This window comes from Aerococcus agrisoli (genome assembly GCF_003797145.1).
In the GTDB taxonomy this organism is placed as follows: Bacteria; Bacillota; Bacilli; order Lactobacillales; family Aerococcaceae; genus Aerococcus; species Aerococcus agrisoli.
Genome location: NZ_RKMG01000033.1, coordinates 1 through 16,812, shown reverse-complemented (window position 1 = coordinate 16,812; position 16,812 = coordinate 1). Strand labels below are relative to the sequence as shown.

18 protein-coding genes are annotated in these 16,812 nt (G+C 36.6%); 12 read left to right on the top strand and 6 right to left on the bottom strand.

The features are described from left to right. The first annotated feature begins 256 nt into the window (after window positions 1–256). Genes liaF through EF384_RS08415 form a run of 3 tightly spaced genes read left to right on the top strand, consistent with a single transcriptional unit; the run spans window position 257 to window position 2,581 of the window. The gene (gene liaF, locus EF384_RS08425; RefSeq protein WP_233570078.1) at window positions 257–898 is read left to right on the top strand and encodes a cell wall-active antibiotics response protein LiaF; all 642 of its coding nucleotides are present in this window, start codon (window positions 257–259) and stop codon (window positions 896–898) included. Then, the gene (locus EF384_RS08420; protein ID WP_123781109.1) at window positions 895–1,956 is read left to right on the top strand and encodes a sensor histidine kinase; all 1,062 of its coding nucleotides are present in this window, start codon (window positions 895–897) and stop codon (window positions 1,954–1,956) included. The genes liaF and EF384_RS08420 overlap by 4 nt, the downstream gene beginning before the upstream one ends. Next, window positions 1,949–2,581 carry a response regulator gene (locus EF384_RS08415; RefSeq protein WP_123781108.1) on the top strand — a complete coding sequence of 211 codons (633 nt, stop codon included), beginning with the start codon at window positions 1,949–1,951 and terminating at the stop codon, window positions 2,579–2,581. Before EF384_RS08420 ends, EF384_RS08415 begins: the two co-directional genes overlap by 8 nt. Before the next feature lie 67 nt (window positions 2,582–2,648). Here EF384_RS08415 and rnjA read toward each other — a convergent pair whose 3' ends face one another. Next, window positions 2,649–4,322 carry a ribonuclease J1 gene (gene rnjA / locus EF384_RS08410; protein ID WP_123781106.1) on the bottom strand — a complete coding sequence of 558 codons (1,674 nt, stop codon included), beginning with the start codon at window positions 4,320–4,322 and terminating at the stop codon, window positions 2,649–2,651. Beyond that, window positions 4,322–4,540, bottom strand: coding sequence for a DNA-directed RNA polymerase subunit epsilon (locus tag EF384_RS08405; protein ID WP_094517901.1), 219 nt, complete (start codon window positions 4,538–4,540; stop codon window positions 4,322–4,324). Before EF384_RS08405 ends, rnjA begins: the two co-directional genes overlap by 1 nt. Window positions 4,541–4,716: 176 nt before the next feature. Here EF384_RS08405 and EF384_RS08400 point away from each other — a divergent pair, with 176 nt between their 5' ends. Further along, window positions 4,717–5,700, top strand: coding sequence for an aromatic acid exporter family protein (locus tag EF384_RS08400; protein ID WP_123781104.1), 984 nt, complete (start codon window positions 4,717–4,719; stop codon window positions 5,698–5,700). Window positions 5,701–5,748: 48 nt separating this feature from the next. Here the strand turns inward: EF384_RS08400 and trhA are convergent, their stop codons facing one another. After that, window positions 5,749–6,420, bottom strand: coding sequence for a PAQR family membrane homeostasis protein TrhA (gene trhA, locus EF384_RS08395; RefSeq protein ID WP_123781102.1), 672 nt, complete (start codon window positions 6,418–6,420; stop codon window positions 5,749–5,751). A 159-nt stretch (window positions 6,421–6,579) separates the two neighbouring features. On the opposite strand from trhA, the gene EF384_RS08390 reads away from it, so the two are divergent. From EF384_RS08390 to EF384_RS08380, 3 genes are all read left to right on the top strand, one after another. Further along, entirely contained in the window at window positions 6,580–7,845 is a 1,266-nt protein-coding gene (locus tag EF384_RS08390; RefSeq protein WP_123781100.1) for a YcjF family protein, read from the top strand. A 96-nt stretch (window positions 7,846–7,941) separates the two neighbouring features. Beyond that, on the top strand, window positions 7,942–8,526 hold the full coding sequence (locus EF384_RS08385) for a DUF1836 domain-containing protein (RefSeq protein WP_123781113.1): 585 nt from the start codon (window positions 7,942–7,944) through the stop codon (window positions 8,524–8,526). A 19-nt stretch (window positions 8,527–8,545) separates the two neighbouring features. Continuing rightward, window positions 8,546–9,421 carry a DegV family protein gene (locus tag EF384_RS08380; protein WP_123781098.1) on the top strand — a complete coding sequence of 292 codons (876 nt, stop codon included), beginning with the start codon at window positions 8,546–8,548 and terminating at the stop codon, window positions 9,419–9,421. A 51-nt stretch (window positions 9,422–9,472) separates the two neighbouring features. Here the strand turns inward: EF384_RS08380 and EF384_RS08375 are convergent, their stop codons facing one another. The 3 genes from EF384_RS08375 to EF384_RS08365 all read right to left on the bottom strand — a co-directional run bounded on the left by EF384_RS08375 (window position 9,473) and on the right by EF384_RS08365 (window position 11,826). After that, entirely contained in the window at window positions 9,473–11,065 is a 1,593-nt protein-coding gene (locus tag EF384_RS08375; protein ID WP_123781096.1) for an ABC1 kinase family protein, read from the bottom strand. 73 nt (window positions 11,066–11,138) lie between these two features. After that, window positions 11,139–11,465: a hypothetical protein gene (locus EF384_RS08370; protein ID WP_123781094.1), complete on the bottom strand. Its 327-nt coding sequence runs from the start codon at window positions 11,463–11,465 to the stop codon at window positions 11,139–11,141. A 61-nt stretch (window positions 11,466–11,526) separates the two neighbouring features. Continuing rightward, entirely contained in the window at window positions 11,527–11,826 is a 300-nt protein-coding gene (locus EF384_RS08365; RefSeq protein ID WP_123781092.1) for a HesB/YadR/YfhF family protein, read from the bottom strand. 189 nt (window positions 11,827–12,015) lie between these two features. Here EF384_RS08365 and EF384_RS08360 point away from each other — a divergent pair, with 189 nt between their 5' ends. The 5 genes from EF384_RS08360 (at window position 12,016) to EF384_RS08340 (ending at window position 16,431) form a co-directional block, all read left to right on the top strand. Further along, window positions 12,016–12,681 carry an ABC transporter ATP-binding protein gene (locus EF384_RS08360; protein ID WP_123781090.1) on the top strand — a complete coding sequence of 222 codons (666 nt, stop codon included), beginning with the start codon at window positions 12,016–12,018 and terminating at the stop codon, window positions 12,679–12,681. After that, the gene (locus EF384_RS08355) at window positions 12,674–13,444 is read left to right on the top strand and encodes an ABC transporter permease (RefSeq protein ID WP_123781088.1); all 771 of its coding nucleotides are present in this window, start codon (window positions 12,674–12,676) and stop codon (window positions 13,442–13,444) included. Before EF384_RS08360 ends, EF384_RS08355 begins: the two co-directional genes overlap by 8 nt. 85 nt (window positions 13,445–13,529) lie before the next feature. Continuing rightward, the gene (locus EF384_RS08350; protein ID WP_123781086.1) at window positions 13,530–14,291 is read left to right on the top strand and encodes an acyl-[acyl-carrier-protein] thioesterase; all 762 of its coding nucleotides are present in this window, start codon (window positions 13,530–13,532) and stop codon (window positions 14,289–14,291) included. 16 nt (window positions 14,292–14,307) lie between these two features. Next, on the top strand, window positions 14,308–15,243 hold the full coding sequence (gene coaA / locus EF384_RS08345; RefSeq protein ID WP_123781084.1) for a type I pantothenate kinase: 936 nt from the start codon (window positions 14,308–14,310) through the stop codon (window positions 15,241–15,243). 18 nt (window positions 15,244–15,261) lie between these two features. Beyond that, window positions 15,262–16,431 (top strand): AI-2E family transporter, encoded by a 1,170-nt coding sequence (locus EF384_RS08340; protein WP_123781082.1) that lies wholly within the window; start codon window positions 15,262–15,264, stop codon window positions 16,429–16,431. The last annotated feature ends 381 nt before the right edge of the window (window positions 16,432–16,812 follow it).

Genomic DNA, 16,812 nt, shown 5'->3' with positions numbered 1-16,812 from the left:
CACACCAAAAGTCTGAGACCCCTTTTTTTGTATTAAGTAACTGATCAGTGTCCGTCTAAAGCCGTATGCATTTTTGCGGTGGATAGATTACCATTAAGTCATAAAATACGATAAAATGGAGTTATCATAGAAAGAATGGCGGGGAGTTATGAAAAATCGATATTTGATTTTTGCATGTTTTGCTGCGCTAATAGTCATTACAGGGTTATTTTCCTTACCGCAAAATATTTTTTGGTTTGCATTAGGGTGCCTATTATTGGCAATCGCGGAACGTGTGAAATTACATGAGCAACAAAATAATCAAAATCGGCGCTTAGAAAATATGCTGCTAGTTTTGACTGGTTGTTTTTTCATATTTATGAGCATTATCACACTAAAATATGTGAGTGGCATTATTGTTACACTGGTCGCAATAGCCTTGTTTTATTATACATTCGTCAAAACACAAGATCATAAAGAACTAGATAAATTAGTTGTCCGTCAAACCAAAATTGTCGCACCCGAAGAGGGGAAAAAAGACGATAAACCGTTTATGCAGTTTGAGGAACTTTTCAACAAGGATCGTTTTGGTGAGACAACTTATGCCTGGGAAGATACGGAAATGTATTATCTTTACGCCAATAGCTTTATTGATTTTGGATCAACGATAGTACCTTTGGGGACGAATGTTGTGGTCATCAACCAAGTATTCGGTCAGACTAAACTGATTGTGCCGGAAGGTGTAGGACTTTCCCTACATGCGAATGGTTTCCGAAGTGAAGTTTCTTGGAACGGGGACATAAGTGTCTTAAATAATGAACGCCGGAATTTTCAAACAGAAGAGTATGTTAATGCCAATCGTAAAATCTATCTACAAATCTCCCAAGGATGGGGCCGTATTGAGGTGATTTTCCTATGAAAGGTCGACGTTTCCTAGGTATCTTCCTAACAATATGGTTATCGCTTTTGTTAGCGAGTTTGATTGCATACTTAGTAGTCAATATTGCTACTGGTAGCTTCATCATTCGATGGAATGCACAGTTATTTTTGCAAATGTTGATGCCGCTCATTAGTGTCTTATTTATTTTCATCGTAATAGCTTTCATTGCCACGCTCATCCTCTATCTATATTTGTTCAAAGACGAAGGACTAATCCTAGCTAAATTGCGGGCCTTACAACAACGTAAATATGACGACCCCGTTCTAGACCAAACTTCGGATAGTGTCTATTTATCTGACGATGTCGAAATTACTTTGGCAAAAATAAGGGAATCTGGTCAAAACATGGAAATGGCTTTGCAAGCGAAAACTGTTGCAGATGAAACCAATTCGCAACTAAACCGAAATGAGCTGGTGAAACAAGAACGCCAACGTATAGCCCGTGAATTGCATGATTCAGTCAGTCAACAATTGTTTGCCATGACCATGTTATTATCCGCCATCCAAGAACAGTCTGATGGGATTGATCCGGTAAACCAACAATTAATCGCAAAAGTAGCCGATATGGTCGACCAAGCTCAAGCCGAAATGCGCGCTTTATTGTTACATTTACGACCAATATCCCTTACAAATCAGTCATTGGCCATGGGGATAGAACAATTATTTAGAGAATTGGAAACCAAAGTCAAAATTAATTTCGAAGCCAGTGTCAATGACGTTCAGCTATTACCTGAAGTAGAAAATCATCTCTTCAGAATTGTGCAAGAATTACTATCTAATAGCTTGCGCCATGCCAATCCTAACATCATCGAATGTCAATTATACGAAAAAGACCGCAACATTTATTTGCGCTTTTCAGATGATGGGGTAGGTTTCGACATGGAAAAAGAATCTGGCAACAATGGTGGATATGGCTTGAAAAACATTCGCGAACGCGTCACTCAATTAGGCGGCACCGTGAACGTTATTAGTTTTATCAACCAAGGAACCCTAGTACAAATCGTAGTACCAAGACAAATGGAGGAGAGCAATGATTAGTGTCTTATTAGTGGATGACCACGAAATGGTCAGACTAGGTGTCAGCACCTACTTATCTACCCAAACAGATATTGAAATCGTAGGTGAAGCTAAAGACGGGCTAGAAGGCAAAAAAATGGCCCTAGCATTGCGTCCAGACATCATCTTAATGGATTTGGTCATGGACAACATGGACGGCATCCAGGCTACCCAGGAAATCCTTGGCGAATGGCCCGAAGCCAACATTTTGATTGTCACCAGCTTTATTGATGACGAAAAAGTCTACCCAGCCATGGAAGCTGGCGCCAAAGGGTATATTTTGAAAACGTCGGCGGCTCATGAAATCGCATCAGCCATTCGACGTACATACGCTGGTGAATCTGTCATCGCCCCAACCGTCAACGAAAAATTAATCGCCCATGAAGTGGCTGCCAACCAACATCATTTGCATGATGATTTAACAAGCCGAGAACGCGAAGTCTTGCAACTGATTGCTGCAGGTAAATCCAATCAAGAAATTGCGGACGAGTTGTTCATTACATTGAAGACTGTAAAAACACATGTATCCAATATTCTGAGCAAATTGGCTGTAGAAGATCGTACCCAAGCGACCATTTATGCCTTCCAAAACAACTTAGTGAAATAGGGGAAACAGAAAAGGCTGAACCAAGCAATTGCTTAGTTCAGCCTTATTTTTGTATGAATATGTTTTCTTAAACAGGCATTACGACAGCCATAATCATTGGATTACGTTTCGTACGTTTGTATAAGAATGGTTGTAGCGCGTTTTGCATTGCATCACGTAAAATCTTTTCATTTACTTTCTTACCAGAGTTTAAGTGACCAATAACAGTTGTACGAATTACTTTTTGCGCATCTTGAATCAAGCCAACAGATTCTCTCATATAGATAAATCCACGAGACACAATATCTGGGCCAGCGAGTAATTCATTCTTAGCAAAGTCTACAGAAACAACTGCAAGCACTAAACCGTCTTCAGAAAGGTTGTGACGGTCACGTAAGACGATGTTCCCAATATCACCAATACCTTTACCGTCGACATAAACAGCTTCACCTGGGAAGCTACCAGCGCGACGAGCAGAGTCTTGGGTTAATGCAAGGACTTCACCATTTTTCATGACAAAAATGTTTTCACGAGGAATACCTACTAATTCAGCTTGGTCTGCTTGAATACTTAACATACGGTATTCACCATGGACCGGCATGAAATATTTAGGTTTCATCAATGTTAACATTAATTTTTGTTCTTCTTGACTACCATGACCAGAAGTATGGACATTATTCACTTTACCATGAATAACTTCAGCACCAGCTTCTAGCAATTGGTTAATAACACGGTTAACACTCAACGTATTCCCTGGGATAGGGCTTGAAGAGAAAATAACTGTATCGTCAGGTTGAATCGAAATTTGACGGTGTGTACCGTTGGCAATACGAGATAAGGCTGCCATTGGCTCACCTTGAGAACCAGTACACATAATCAATACTTCATTTGCAGGGTATTGATTAATTTCGCTACCTTGAATGAAAGCATCTTCGCCCACATTGAAGTAGCCTAGTTCAATCGCATTCTTAATCGCAGCTTCCATTGAACGTCCGAAGACGGCAATCTTACGCCCTTCAGCAACTGCTACGTCGATTGCTTGTGACAAACGAGAAATATTAGATGCAAAGGATGCGAAAATAATACGGCCATCGATGTTAGAGATAATATCAGATAATGATTCACCAACAACACGTTCTGATTTTGTAAATCCTGGCACTTCAGCGTTAGTAGAGTCACCTAACATTAATAGGACGCCTTCTTCACCGATTTGTGCCATTTTATGGATATCAGCTGGTTTACCAACTGGTGTAAAGTCAAACTTGTAGTCACCAGTGAACACGATGTTTCCTGGTGGTGTTTTGACAACAATACCCATTGCATCTGGAATAGAGTGAGTTGTACGGTAGAAAGAAATAGAAGTCTTTCTAAATTTGATTACTGAATCTTCATCAATGATATGTAGTTCAGCATCACGTAGCAAGCCATGTTCTTCCAGTTTGTTTTTAATCAATGCCATTGCTAGTTTCCCAGCATAGATAGGAATATTGATTTGTTTTAATAAGAAAGGAATCCCACCAATATGGTCTTCGTGACCATGGGTAATGAATAAACCTTTCACTTTTTGTTCGTTTTGAATTAAGTATTGGTAGTTAGCGATAACATAATCAATACCCAATAGATCGTCTTCTGGGAACTTAACCCCAGCGTCTAATAATAGTATTTCATCTTGAAATTGGATTCCGTAAGAGTTCTTACCGATTTCGTCTAATCCCCCAAAGGCGAAAACGCCAACTTCATTGTTCTTTATGTCGACTTTCATTAATTAGAAAGCTCCACTACTTTGAAGTCTGGATTTTGTTGTTCATACTCTAAATGAGCACCTTCAAGAGGTTGGATAAACTCTACTAGATAGGGGGTTTCTTCTTCTAGATAAGCACGTACCTCACGTTTAGTTTCTGCTTGAATATACATAGTGTGTGTTGATTCACGACGTGGAACTTCTTGACGTGAATTTTGATAAGTTACTTTAAAAATCATTGTATGCTCCTTTTGTTAATTTATTAGAAATGTGATCTTACTCGCTTATACCATTCTAACATATTTCACAATGCTTGCGAACTTTTTTGTAGAATTTTACCGTAATGGCACGCTTTCATATCAGGAACTTTCATTTTATGCTAAAATAAGCCTGAATAATGGTCAGGGAGGTAATTATGAATATTGCAATAAAGAGCGCAAAATATGCGATTGCTACTTTTGTAGCCATCTTTCTAGCACAATGGTTAGGCTTAAATTATGCAGTATCTGCAGGGATCATTGCTATCTTATCTCTAGCCGAAACAAGCAAGAAGACCATCCAATATATAGGTAATATAACGTTAACAATGTTATTGAGTTTAACGGTTGCAACAATTTTATTTAATGTATTCGGCTATGAAATTTGGGTCTTTTCTTTATATCTACTCATCACATATCCGGTAGCAGTTTTACTAAAAAGTGAAAATACAATTGCACCGTGTGCGGTATTTATTTCGCATTTGTTACTTGAACAGTCCTCTAGTTTTGACTGGTGGATAAATGAACTATTATTATTGGTCATTGGTGTTGGTATTGCAATGATTGTAAACTTATATCAAACTTCTTCAAATAGCCAAATGAACCAAGTGAAAAATGATATTGAAGAAGGGATGCAAGGAATATTAAATAATCTAGCTGATAAAATGGATGATCCTAAGCATCAGGACTTCTTAGTGTATGAAGCTATTGACCAAACAAATGATTTGGCAAAACATGGTTTATACCTAGCTATGAAAGAAGTGGAGAATAACATTTCTGGTCAAGTAGATAATTACTATATCAATTACTTTGAAATGCGTATGAGTCAGTTAGCTCTTTTATTTGATATTAATGACTCATTGGATAATATTTATGAATTGACCGATCAAACCTACGATTTAAGTGGCTTTTTCCGTCATGTCAGTCAAGAATTGTCTGAATCGAATACAGCTGCTAAATTGCGGAATGAATTAGGACAACTAAAAGATGCTTACCGAAATTCACCGTTACCACAAAGTCGAAAAGAATTCGAAACGCGTTCAATTCTTTTCGATGTCTTGCTGGACTGTGAGAAATTCTTAGCCTTAAAATATGAATTTTACAAAACAACACACCGTATTAAACAATTGAAAAAGTTATAACAATAAAGGCTTGGTTCCAAGTATTAACGGAGCCAAGCCTTTTTACATTTATACGTATAAGAAAATTGAGAAGAACATGCAGATACTACCACCTAAGACAAATAAATGCCAAATCACGTGCCAGTATTTCAAATCGTCGTGTGAATAGAAAATGGTACCAACTGTATATGTTACACCACCGGCAATTAACCACATGATACCACCCATACCAATTGCTTGGGCCATTTGTGGAATAGCAATAACTCCGAACCAACCCATTAAGATATATAACCATGTAGAGAATTTTTTCATTTTATCCAAGAATAAAATTTTACCAAAAATACCAAACAAGGCAATTAACCATTGGGCAATAAAGATAAACCATCCAAATTTACCACCAATTGCAACTAAGGCATAAGGTGTATATGATCCTGCGATTAATAGGAAGATTGAAGAGTGGTCAATTATCTTTAGGATGCCAGAGGCTTTGGTAAAAGACAGGCTATGGTAGAGCGTAGATGCTAGATACAACATACACATAGATAGTCCGTAGATGATATAAGACACAATCTCTAGCGGATTTTCATTAGCTAAGCCCTTGCGAATAAGGAAGACTGTTGCAACTATCGACAAGATAAATCCAATCCCATGTGTGATAGAGTTTAAAACCTCATTCGTGATATAATAGGATTTTGGATAGGGTAAATTAATTCTTTCTTTAGAATGCGTATTTGTAGACATCGAATTCCTCCTTTAGCAACTTGCGGATATTTCACATGTAGTATAGCATAACTGTAAAGTCGCTTCTAAGCAATATACTTATGCACTTATATAGAAAAATGTATTATAATAAGTGTAAGCGTTTTAAAAACAAACACATTTTTGAGGTGAAAAAAGCACATGGCTCCTAAAATGGATTGGAATCTTGCAGGGGAATTAACGAAGCAAACCCAAGCAGAGATTGAAAAAATCGAGAAAGTACATATACTTGTTGTTGGTAAAACAGGTGTTGGAAAATCCACACTTATTAACAGTATATTTCGGGAAAACCTAGCAGAAACTGGTATCGGCCAACCCATTACCAAACATTTACAAAAAATAGAAAAAGATGACATCCCCATGGTCTTATATGATACAAGGGGATTAGAACTAGATGCAGAAACGCAACAACAAGTTTCTGCTGAAATTGAGCAAACACTCATCAATATGGCGAAAAACAACGAGAAAATGCACGTCGCATACTATTGTTTGAATGCCAATATAAGCCGTATTGAACCGGTAGAAATCCAATTGATTGAAGATTTGTCTAAGAAAATGCCAGTCATTTTAATTTTAACGCAAGCCATAGGTGAACAAGCCTTGAAGTTTGAAGAATATCTGATCAATCAAAATTTACCAGTACAAAGTATTATTCGTGTGATGGCCAAGGATTACCAGGTTACATCGGAGTATACGATTCCAGCATATGGATTAAAAGAATTGGTGGAACGATCTTTTGGCTTACTACCACAGAATTTGCATATAGCTTTTAACAATGCCCAACAAATTGATATCGACCGTAAAGCACGAGCAGCGCGACGTTGGGCGCGTAAATATATTGTATCAACCTTTGGTGTTGGCTTTACACCAATTCCATTTTCAGATGCTACGGTCCTAGTGCCTATGCAAATTGGTATGATGGCCCATTTGACAGCTATATTTGGAATTTCACTGGATCATGCCACTACTTTGGGTATTATTGGTGCCATCGGCGGTACTGGGTCTGCAACTTACATTGGCCGACTAATTGTGTCAAATGTGGTAAAACTTATTCCTGGTGCGGGTTCAGTAGCAGGAGGTATTATTTCAGGTACTACAGCCGCCTTGGTGACCACAGCATTAGCCATGTCTTACATAGAGGTATTAACATTTATCGCCATCAAAACGGTAAACAACGAGACAGTAACACCAAAAGCTGTCCGCGAAATGATGAAGAAACAGTATCAAAGTCGTTTAAAACGAGGGAAAGCAGATCCTGATTTTCAAGATGCAATGGCAAAAATGCCCGATTATAGCGCAAAAGAAGATCTGCAAGCAAGAGATGGACAGCCACAAGTAAAGGTCACTAGAGACCGAAATGAACCTAAAATCAACTGGCCATCATGGACACGAAGACGTAAAAAATAAATAATGTATCAAATATCTTGTTATGAAAACTATTGTATATAGTGTTCATAACTTTATGATATAATGTAGCTATAATGAAATATGTGGGTGAGACAATTGGAAAAACAAGAAGCGTATGAAAAATGGGTAAAAAGTTTAGATGAGGTCCGGATGCCGAGATGGGAAGAAATTACTGAAATTCCCTTATACATGGATCAATTGATTGCTGTTGTTACTAAGTATTTAGAACCATTTCAAGTGTTCTCAGATGATAAGATTCCTGTAACTTCATCAATGGTGAACAATTATGTAAAGTTAAATCTAATTCCGAAACCAATTAAACGACATTACAATAAACGCCATATCGCTTATTTAATCGTGATTACTTTATTTAAAGAAGTTATTTCGATTCAAGATATCAGACGTGTATTGATTTTCCTTGCCAATTCACAGGGTAATTCAAATGCCTATAACCAATTTTGTGAACTCTTAGAAAAAACAATTAAACACAGCGGTAATGTGTATTTAAACAAAATAGATGATTATGAAAATAATCTGAATTATAACAGCAAAGACGATTATGATCGCTATATCATTTTCCTTGCATGTGAGATGATCACGAATTTGTTATTTGCAAAGAAATTTATCGACTTAATTGAGCAAGAAAATACAGAAAACACAGAAAATACAGAAAACGTATAAGTAATTGGAGGTTTTATTTTTGGAAAAGTTAGGATTTATAGTTGATTCGGGATCAGATGTCCCTCAAGATATTATCAGCAAATATGATGTTGAAGTTTTACCATTAAGTGTGAATTTTAGTGATGGTCATTATTTAGATGGCGTAACGATTCAGCCTCAAGAAGTGTTTGAACGAATGGAAGAAGAAATTCCTAAAACATCATTACCTAGTGGGGATTTAATTCAACAAGCTTTTGATAACCTAATTGCGAAAGGCGTTACACACATTATCGCCATTACCATTTCATCCAATTTATCAGGTACTAACAACTCAGTACGCTTAATCGCGGAAGAATATGAAAACGTTGAATGTTTCTTATTAGACACAAAAAATGTTGGTATTGGCTCAGGATTATTTATGGTTGCTGCAACCAAATACTTTGAAATGAAAAATGACTTCCAAACTATTAAGGAAAAATTACAAGCATCAGTTGAATACGGTCATGTATTCTTCCACGTACCAACATTAAAATATTTAATTGCTGGTGGCCGTATCGGACGTGTTGCAGGTGCAGTTGGTTCATTACTAAGCATCCAACCAATTATTACTTGTGATGAAGATGGTATCTATACAACGATTGCGAAAATTCGTGCTTCTAAGAATAATAACGAAGAAAAAACGATTAAAAAGCTCGTTGAATTGATGTCTGCCGCTGTGAAAGACAAAGATAGTTATTTAATCGGTGCGTGTGGTGGTAATCCCGCAGCTAGAAAAACGGCTGCTAAATTACTAACAAACTTGAAAGAAGCATTGCCAAACCATGATGAAGCATATGATGTGCAATTAAGCTCAGCATTAGCTGTTCACACTGGTCCTGGCTTATTAGGATGTGCAATCCTACCATTATTTAAATAAAGGCTTAAAAAGGCCCTGAAGTCCGCATAATGCGGGCCTCAGGGCCTTTTCTTATTTTCGCCGTGCACGTAACATAGAAATTAGTAAAATCAGACCAATAACAGCAGTGACAATGAAAAATGCCATCCCTAAAATTTCAGCATAATAGGTTTGAGCTGATGTAATAATAAATGTGGAGGCTAGGATTAGGGATGATAAGATCACCCCAAAAATGACTCGGTTAATCATACTATTAATATCGCGAAGTCGTTCATCGATATTTTCAAAGGTAATGCGGACATTTAGCCGTCCATTATTGATGTTATCCACCATAGCTTCAAGTTTGCTAGGCAAACGACGGACGGTGTTAACTGAACGAAAAGTTTCACGTGCTAATAAACTTGGATCAATATATTTTTCCCATGAAATAGCACCACTAGATAAAAAGAAGGATTGGAAGATTTGCATGAAATCGAGCGATGGACTTAAATTTTGCGCAACACCTTGAACCATGGCAACTGTTTTTTCCAACATAATATATTCAGAAGGGAAGGTTAGGCCATGGCGGTGACCAAATTTCAATAAGTCTTGAAAAATTGCATCAATGTTTAATGCCTCCATACCTGCCGTAAAATAGCGGTCAAATAAGTCATCAATATCCCGGTACAAAAGTACCTTATCTAACGGTTTATTTTGTTTACAGATTTGTAAAAGCAAGTTCACCAGGTGGTCGATATCCTTAGCCACCAAAGCACTCAAGATTTGCAGTAAAATCTTTTTCTCTGAGGAAGAAACTTTCCCCATGGCACCAAAATCAATAAAGATAATTCGGCCATCTTGGATCATGATATTACCTGGATGAGGGTCTGCATGGTAAAAACCATCTTCAAATACTTGATACAAATAGGAAAGTACCAATTTATATGCGATGTCGTCTAAATCATAGGCTTCCTGTTTCAAGGCATGTAATCGGCCTATGGAAATGCCGGCTTCATAGTCTTGAACTAAAACGCGTTTATTCGTAAGCGGCAAGTAGGGTAAGGGTGATTGAATCGTTGTACGATTTCGGTGGTTTTCACTAAAACGCAGCATATTATGTGCTTCATTTACGAAATCAATTTCCTCCATTACCTGACGTTTGATATCTTTTAAGATTTCCACAGGATTCACGATGACATCCATAAAAATAGACGGCACAGCTTCGACAACCCGGATAAAAATATTAATGTCACGAATCAACTGTGCTTCTATTTCAGGTCGTTGGATTTTAATAACGACATGTTCTCCGGTTTTCAGCTTAGCTTCATGGACCTGAGCGATGGATGCCGATGCAAGTGGTTCAGGGTTTACATAGGCAAAATCTTCATCAAACAAATGGCCACTCTCAGAAAAATACTGGTCTTGAATGACTTCAAATGATAAGGGTAAGGTATTCTCTTGTAACTTTTGTAATTCACTCAAATATTCTGCCGATAGTAAGTCACTTCTTGTCGACAAAATTTGGCCAATCTTAATAAAGCTCGGACCTAGTTCTTCAAAAGCTTGTCTTAAAGCTAGGGGACGATTATCTGTTTCACGTTTTTTAAATTTATGTCTAATTTCACCGAAACCATAAGTACCCAGAACGGAGACCATTTCACGAAATCGGCTAGAATCACTTTGCATATTATCACCGTCTATTCTTAAAAAGGCATCTTGTTCTGCAACAAAATGCCTTCTTTTTTACTTGTATGATTCATTACGCTTCAGTTGTTGTGTCAGTGGTGTCAACTGAATCTGTCGCAACAGTATTTGTACCTTTTAATTTGCTCACTTCTTCAGTTAAAGCTTCGATTTGTGTTTGAAGACTTAAGATTTGCTCTGACAATGTTTTGTCTAAAGGATCTTCAGAACGGACACCAGAACCAGTTTGCACTACACGTTTAATATCTTCACTTAAGGCTTTACCTTCAGTAACAGAGATTTGGCCTTTTTCAATCAAAGTTTTTAGCGTCTCTTCAGCTTTTTCATAAGATAAACGGGTGCCACCAACAGCGGCTAGGAATAAGTTTTTAATTGTATCCATTTGAAACACTCCTTTTAAGGTAACTGAATAGTGATAAGGTACTTATATAATATAGTATATGCTACGCTTGTTCAATGAAATTGTATACAAAATTTTCTTCTGATGGATCGAAATCAACTTCAAAGTCGTAACCATTGAAGAACCACTCATCATTTTCATTGATGTAGTAGTATATGCCATCGACCGTTTGATCTACTAAGACATTACCTGTAGGTGCTTCAATTGTTAAGCCAACTGAAAAACCTTCGTGAACCGCAGTTTTTCCGTAAACACGGCTGTGGAATCCGACTTGGCTACCTTCAGTTAGGCCCATTTCTTCGACAAAATATTGTTGGGCTGCTGGCGTGATTGATAACTTCATTGTAAATGCTCCTTCATACTTTCAAATGATTATAGGTTCATTATAACTCACTCAAAATTTAAAGCAATTGATTTATTTAAGCGCCTTCATAACGCGGTTTTTAGCCTCATTGAATTCTTCGTATTCCACCATTTAAGGGGCGAATTATGATAAAATATTCATATAGTTACTGAATAGGAGGAAGCAAGAATGACAGCTGTCGTAACATTTAATAATGTCACTTTCAAACCAGGCGAAGATGCATTATTAAACGATGTATCTTTTGAAATTGGTCAAAATGAAATGATTAGAATTGAAGGTCCATCAGGTAGTGGGAAAAGTACTTTGTTAAAATTAATTTCTTCACTAATTCCAAGAACGAGTGGCGATATCTTATTTGAAGGTAAAACCATAGAAGAGGTGGGTTACCAAGATTATCGCAAAGCCGTGTCTTATGTGGCGCAAAATCCGCACTTATTTGGGCAAACGATTCGTGACAATTTTGAATTGGTATTCGCAGCTCATGAAACAGACTTTGATGAAGCACAAGTATTAAATTTCATGAACCAATTTGGCTTATCACATATTGAATTAGATAAATCTATTCATAAAATCTCTGGTGGTGAGAAACAACGTGTTGGTTTGATCCGTCATCTATTATTCCCACCTAAAGTCTTATTACTAGATGAAATTACATCTTCATTGGATGAAGAAAATCGTAATCGTGTATGGGAAATTTTACTTGAGTATAAGAAACAACATAAGGTAACCATTTTATGGGTTAGTCACATTGAAGACAATGAAATTTTTCCAGACAGAATTTTCAAAATAAATAATAGAGCATTAACAATAGAAAAGGGTGAAGCAAATGACTAGTCAATTAACCACAACACCAACCTCATTAATGTTTTCTTTTGTCCTAGTGTTATTCGCCGTTTTCATCTCTTACCGTGAAAAACTAGGATTAGAGAAAGAAATTTTGTGGGCTATGTTCCGTATGGTTGTCCAATTAGTTGTGATTGGATACGTATTAACATATATTTTCCAAATTGATTCTAAAATAGTGACTGCAATTATTATGGCTTTTATGATTTTCAATGCCGCTTTTAACGCTGCCAAACGTGCGGACAAAATTCCAAATGCCTTAAAAATATCATTGATTGCCATTTTGGGTGGCGTTGCAGTTTCCATCTTGGTACTGGTTTTTTCAGGATCTATTCAATTTGTGCCAGCTCAAATCATTCCAATCACAGGTATGTTGGTAGGTAATGCAATGTCTGTGCTAGGTTTGTCATTCCGCAATTTGAATAATGAATTTGCTAAAGGGCAACAAGAAGTAAACGAACGCTTAGCTTTAGGTGCTTCCATCCGTTTAGCGTCTGCGGATATCATTCGTGAATCGATTAAAGGTTCCTTACAACCAACTATCGACTCAGCTCGTACTGTTGGGTTAGTGTTATTACCAGGTATGATGACAGGTATGATGCTAGCTGGGGCCGTACCATTGGATTCTATCATGTATCAAATCCTAATTTACTTCATGATGGTCGCTACATCTGCGATTACTTCAGTAATTGCTGTGTATCTATCATACAAACATTTTTATTCTGACTATGGTCAACTACAACTACCACAATAGTATGGCAAAGCGTAGTTGCGAACAAAGTAAATGTATCAAATACAGTCATCGATGGTCGTTAACTTGACCATCAAGGGGGATTCACATGGGTTTAAAATACCAAGAAACAGTTAAAGTGCATCATTTCCATTGTAATGCATTTGGTGAAATGACACTTTCAGCACTATTAGATATCATGCTGATTGCTTCTAATAATCAAGAAGCAAGTATTCCGGCAGCAAGTCAAGGCTTTAAAGACCAAGCTTGGGCATGGATTATTACACAAAATCAAATTGATATTAAGCGCTTACCACGCTATAATGAAGAGATTATTGCTTACACAGAACCAACAACATACAACAAGTTTTTCTGTAAACGATACTTCGCTTTAAAAACTATAAATGACGAAATTTTGGTTGAAGCTGAAACAACCTTCGCTTTAATTGACTTGAATCAACGATCAATCGTAAGAATTCCAGAAGAAATTGGCGAATGGTATCAAGTTGAGCTTGAAGCTAAACCAAGTCGTCGTAAACGTCTTGCCAAGACTTTAGCCGAAGATAGCAAACAAAATTCATTCGAAGTAAAATTCTTAGATATTGACGTCAATAACCATGTCAACAATACAATCTACGTGAAATGGCTATCCAATTCACTAGGTATGGAATGGTTTGAAAAATATGAACCAGTGTCATTTACAGTGGCTTATGAAAAAGAAATGTACCTACATCAAGAGGGTACCGTTCACTCAGATTTAAGTAACCTGGATGAAACCCTATCACGTGGCGACACTTTTGTGACGCATCACGTAATTGATAGCATTGACAACACACACTGTCTAACAGAAATTACTTGGAAAATAAAATAGTAAGTTTGGAGTTATTATGCAAGTGAATAGAGATTATTACATCATCGACCGTAAAGAATGGAATCATTACTTACAGGATTTAGACAATCCATTCGATATTAATTTAACTAATGAACAATTGAATAGCTTAACATCGCTGAATGACTCCTTAACGATTCGAGATGCAATTGAAGTATATAAACCTTTAACCCAATTAATCTCTATATATCGTGAAAATTATAACCAGCTGGAAACCAAACGGGCTAAATTTATGGGTATTTCAGAAAAAATCCCGCCATTCATCATCGGAATTGCAGGTGGTGTGGCAGTTGGGAAAAGTACTACCGCACGTTTACTGAAATTATTTTTAGCACATGCTTATCCTGAATTAAACGTAGAATTAGTCACTACAGATGGTTTCCTATATCCTAACAAGGTTTTACAAGAGAAGGGCATCATGAACCGCAAAGGGTTCCCTGAATCTTATAATATGGAGAAATTGGAACAATTTTTAGTAGATGTCAAAAGTAATAAAGAAGAAATCGTTTATCCAAAATATTCGCATTCAATTTACGATATCATTGAAGATGGATCCAACGTTTTGCGCAATCCACAAATTTTAATTGTTGAAGGAATCAATGTACTGCAAACAGCAGAAAATTCCAATGTCTTTATGAGTGATTTCTGGGATTTATCTGTATATGTAGATGCAGATTCAGATATGATTGAAAAATGGTTCTATCAACGTTTCCGTTTATTAGTCTTACAAGCAAAAGATCGTCCCGACGACTACTACCATCAATTTAGACAACTTTCGTATGAAAAAGCGATGCAAATGGCACGAGATACATGGCGTAATATTAACTTGGTCAATTTACAAGAATATATCCTACCAACAAGAAATCGTGCGAACATCGTGATTCACAAAGAAGATCATCATTACATCAATGAATTATGGATCAAGAAATATTAATAGAGAGTGGGATGATTTATGGAGAAAAAACGTACATGGCAACGTTTATTGGGGTTATTATTCATCTTCGTTTTGTCTTACTGGGGCATTAACAACCTAGCAGCCATAAAAGAAGCTTTTGATGCAATTATTGGCGTAGTTAGACCATTTCTGTTAGGTGCAGCGCTTGCGTTTGTATTAAATATCCCTTTAAACTTCTTTGAAAAACATATGACGAAGTGGTTAGGGGGCTATCGAAACTGGTTTAGGGTAGCAGGGATTTTATTTGGTTTTAGTATCATAGTAGGTATTATTTCCTTTATTATTTTCCTAGTCGTACCAGATTTACAAGAAACCTTAGGCGCATTTATTGCCCAAGTGCCTTCAGAAATCAATTTACTGTACAGCAAAATCAATCAATATATTGCCGATAATCCTGAAATTGTTGAAACGTTCAATCAACTGAATTTAGATGTAGAACGTTTGCGTACACAAGCATTTGATATGATTCAAACTTTTTCATCAGGTGTTTTGGATACAACATTTAGTGTGGTAGGTAATTTAGTGAGTGGCGTATTTAATGGTTTTGTGGCCATTATCTTTGGTACATCGATTCTATTTAAAAAAGAAACCTTGGTTCGTCAATTAAAGAAAATTATTTATGGTACGCTGAATTTAAAATGGGCTAACTATATCGTCAATGTTGGTTCAGAAGCGAATCAAACATTTTCTCAATATGTGAGTGGTCAGGTGACTGAGGCTGGTATATTACTAACACTTGTATTTATCGGTATGAATATCTTTCAATTTCCATTTGCACTATCTGTATCTGTATTAACAGGCTCTATGGCCTTAGTGCCTATCTATGGGGCAGTGATGGGTGGTTTTGTAGGATTCCTATTAATTGCTGTTGTAAACTTCCAACAGGCCATCTGGTTTATTGTATTTATCGTCATTGTCCAACAATTTGAAGGAAACATCATTTACCCGAGAGTTGTTGGTGGATCAGTTGGTTTACCAGGTATTTGGGTTTTATTCTCAGTTACTGTTGGTGGTGCCTTCTTCGGCATCGCAGGTATGTTACTGAGTGTGCCGGTATTTGCCTTATGTTATAAATTAGCATCAGCTACGATTAACTACAATTTAGAGGAAGCTGGCCTAGCCATTTCTACGGATAGTAAAAATTTACGAAGCAAAAAAAGCAAATAATCGGATCTCCGACTTTTGGTGTGGATGAGAAATCATTCACACTTTTTTTGTATAATAACAAAGATACAAAAATATTAACGTGCGATACTAAAAAGTAAGGGTGGAAATTTTTGAAACTGAAAACATTTACAATAAAATGTTTCATTTTCTTGATTAAGGATATATTATAGAAATATCTTTAAATTCCCGTATTTTCAGGAGGTTCATAATGAAAAAAAACAAGGTAGAATTCCTTTCCTATATAGTTTTGCTTATAATTAATGTATTTTTATTGTTTTCAGGAATTATAGTCGGGAATATATTTTTAATGTTATCAGGAATAATTATCATATCTCTTTCATTAATTAAATTAATAACAATTGTCAGTGCTAAACTAAATTG

Coding starts and splice junctions, on each gene's coding strand:
- EF384_RS08355 (WP_123781088.1), top strand. CDS start 12,674: ATGACTAGTCAATTAACCACAACACCAACCTCATTAATGTTTTCTTTT.
- EF384_RS08360 (WP_123781090.1), top strand. CDS start 12,016: ATGACAGCTGTCGTAACATTTAATAATGTCACTTTCAAACCAGGCGAA.
- EF384_RS08370 (WP_123781094.1), bottom strand. CDS start 11,465: ATGGATACAATTAAAAACTTATTCCTAGCCGCTGTTGGTGGCACCCGT.
- EF384_RS08340 (WP_123781082.1), top strand. CDS start 15,262: ATGGAGAAAAAACGTACATGGCAACGTTTATTGGGGTTATTATTCATC.
- coaA (WP_123781084.1), top strand. CDS start 14,308: ATGCAAGTGAATAGAGATTATTACATCATCGACCGTAAAGAATGGAAT.
- EF384_RS08405 (WP_094517901.1), bottom strand. CDS start 4,540: ATGATTTTTAAAGTAACTTATCAAAATTCACGTCAAGAAGTTCCACGT.
- EF384_RS08375 (WP_123781096.1), bottom strand. CDS start 11,065: ATGCAAAGTGATTCTAGCCGATTTCGTGAAATGGTCTCCGTTCTGGGT.
- EF384_RS08400 (WP_123781104.1), top strand. CDS start 4,717: ATGAATATTGCAATAAAGAGCGCAAAATATGCGATTGCTACTTTTGTA.
- EF384_RS08365 (WP_123781092.1), bottom strand. CDS start 11,826: ATGAAGTTATCAATCACGCCAGCAGCCCAACAATATTTTGTCGAAGAA.
- EF384_RS08420 (WP_123781109.1), top strand. CDS start 895: ATGAAAGGTCGACGTTTCCTAGGTATCTTCCTAACAATATGGTTATCG.
- rnjA (WP_123781106.1), bottom strand. CDS start 4,322: ATGAAAGTCGACATAAAGAACAATGAAGTTGGCGTTTTCGCCTTTGGG.
- EF384_RS08415 (WP_123781108.1), top strand. CDS start 1,949: ATGATTAGTGTCTTATTAGTGGATGACCACGAAATGGTCAGACTAGGT.
- EF384_RS08390 (WP_123781100.1), top strand. CDS start 6,580: ATGGCTCCTAAAATGGATTGGAATCTTGCAGGGGAATTAACGAAGCAA.
- EF384_RS08350 (WP_123781086.1), top strand. CDS start 13,530: ATGGGTTTAAAATACCAAGAAACAGTTAAAGTGCATCATTTCCATTGT.
- trhA (WP_123781102.1), bottom strand. CDS start 6,420: ATGTCTACAAATACGCATTCTAAAGAAAGAATTAATTTACCCTATCCA.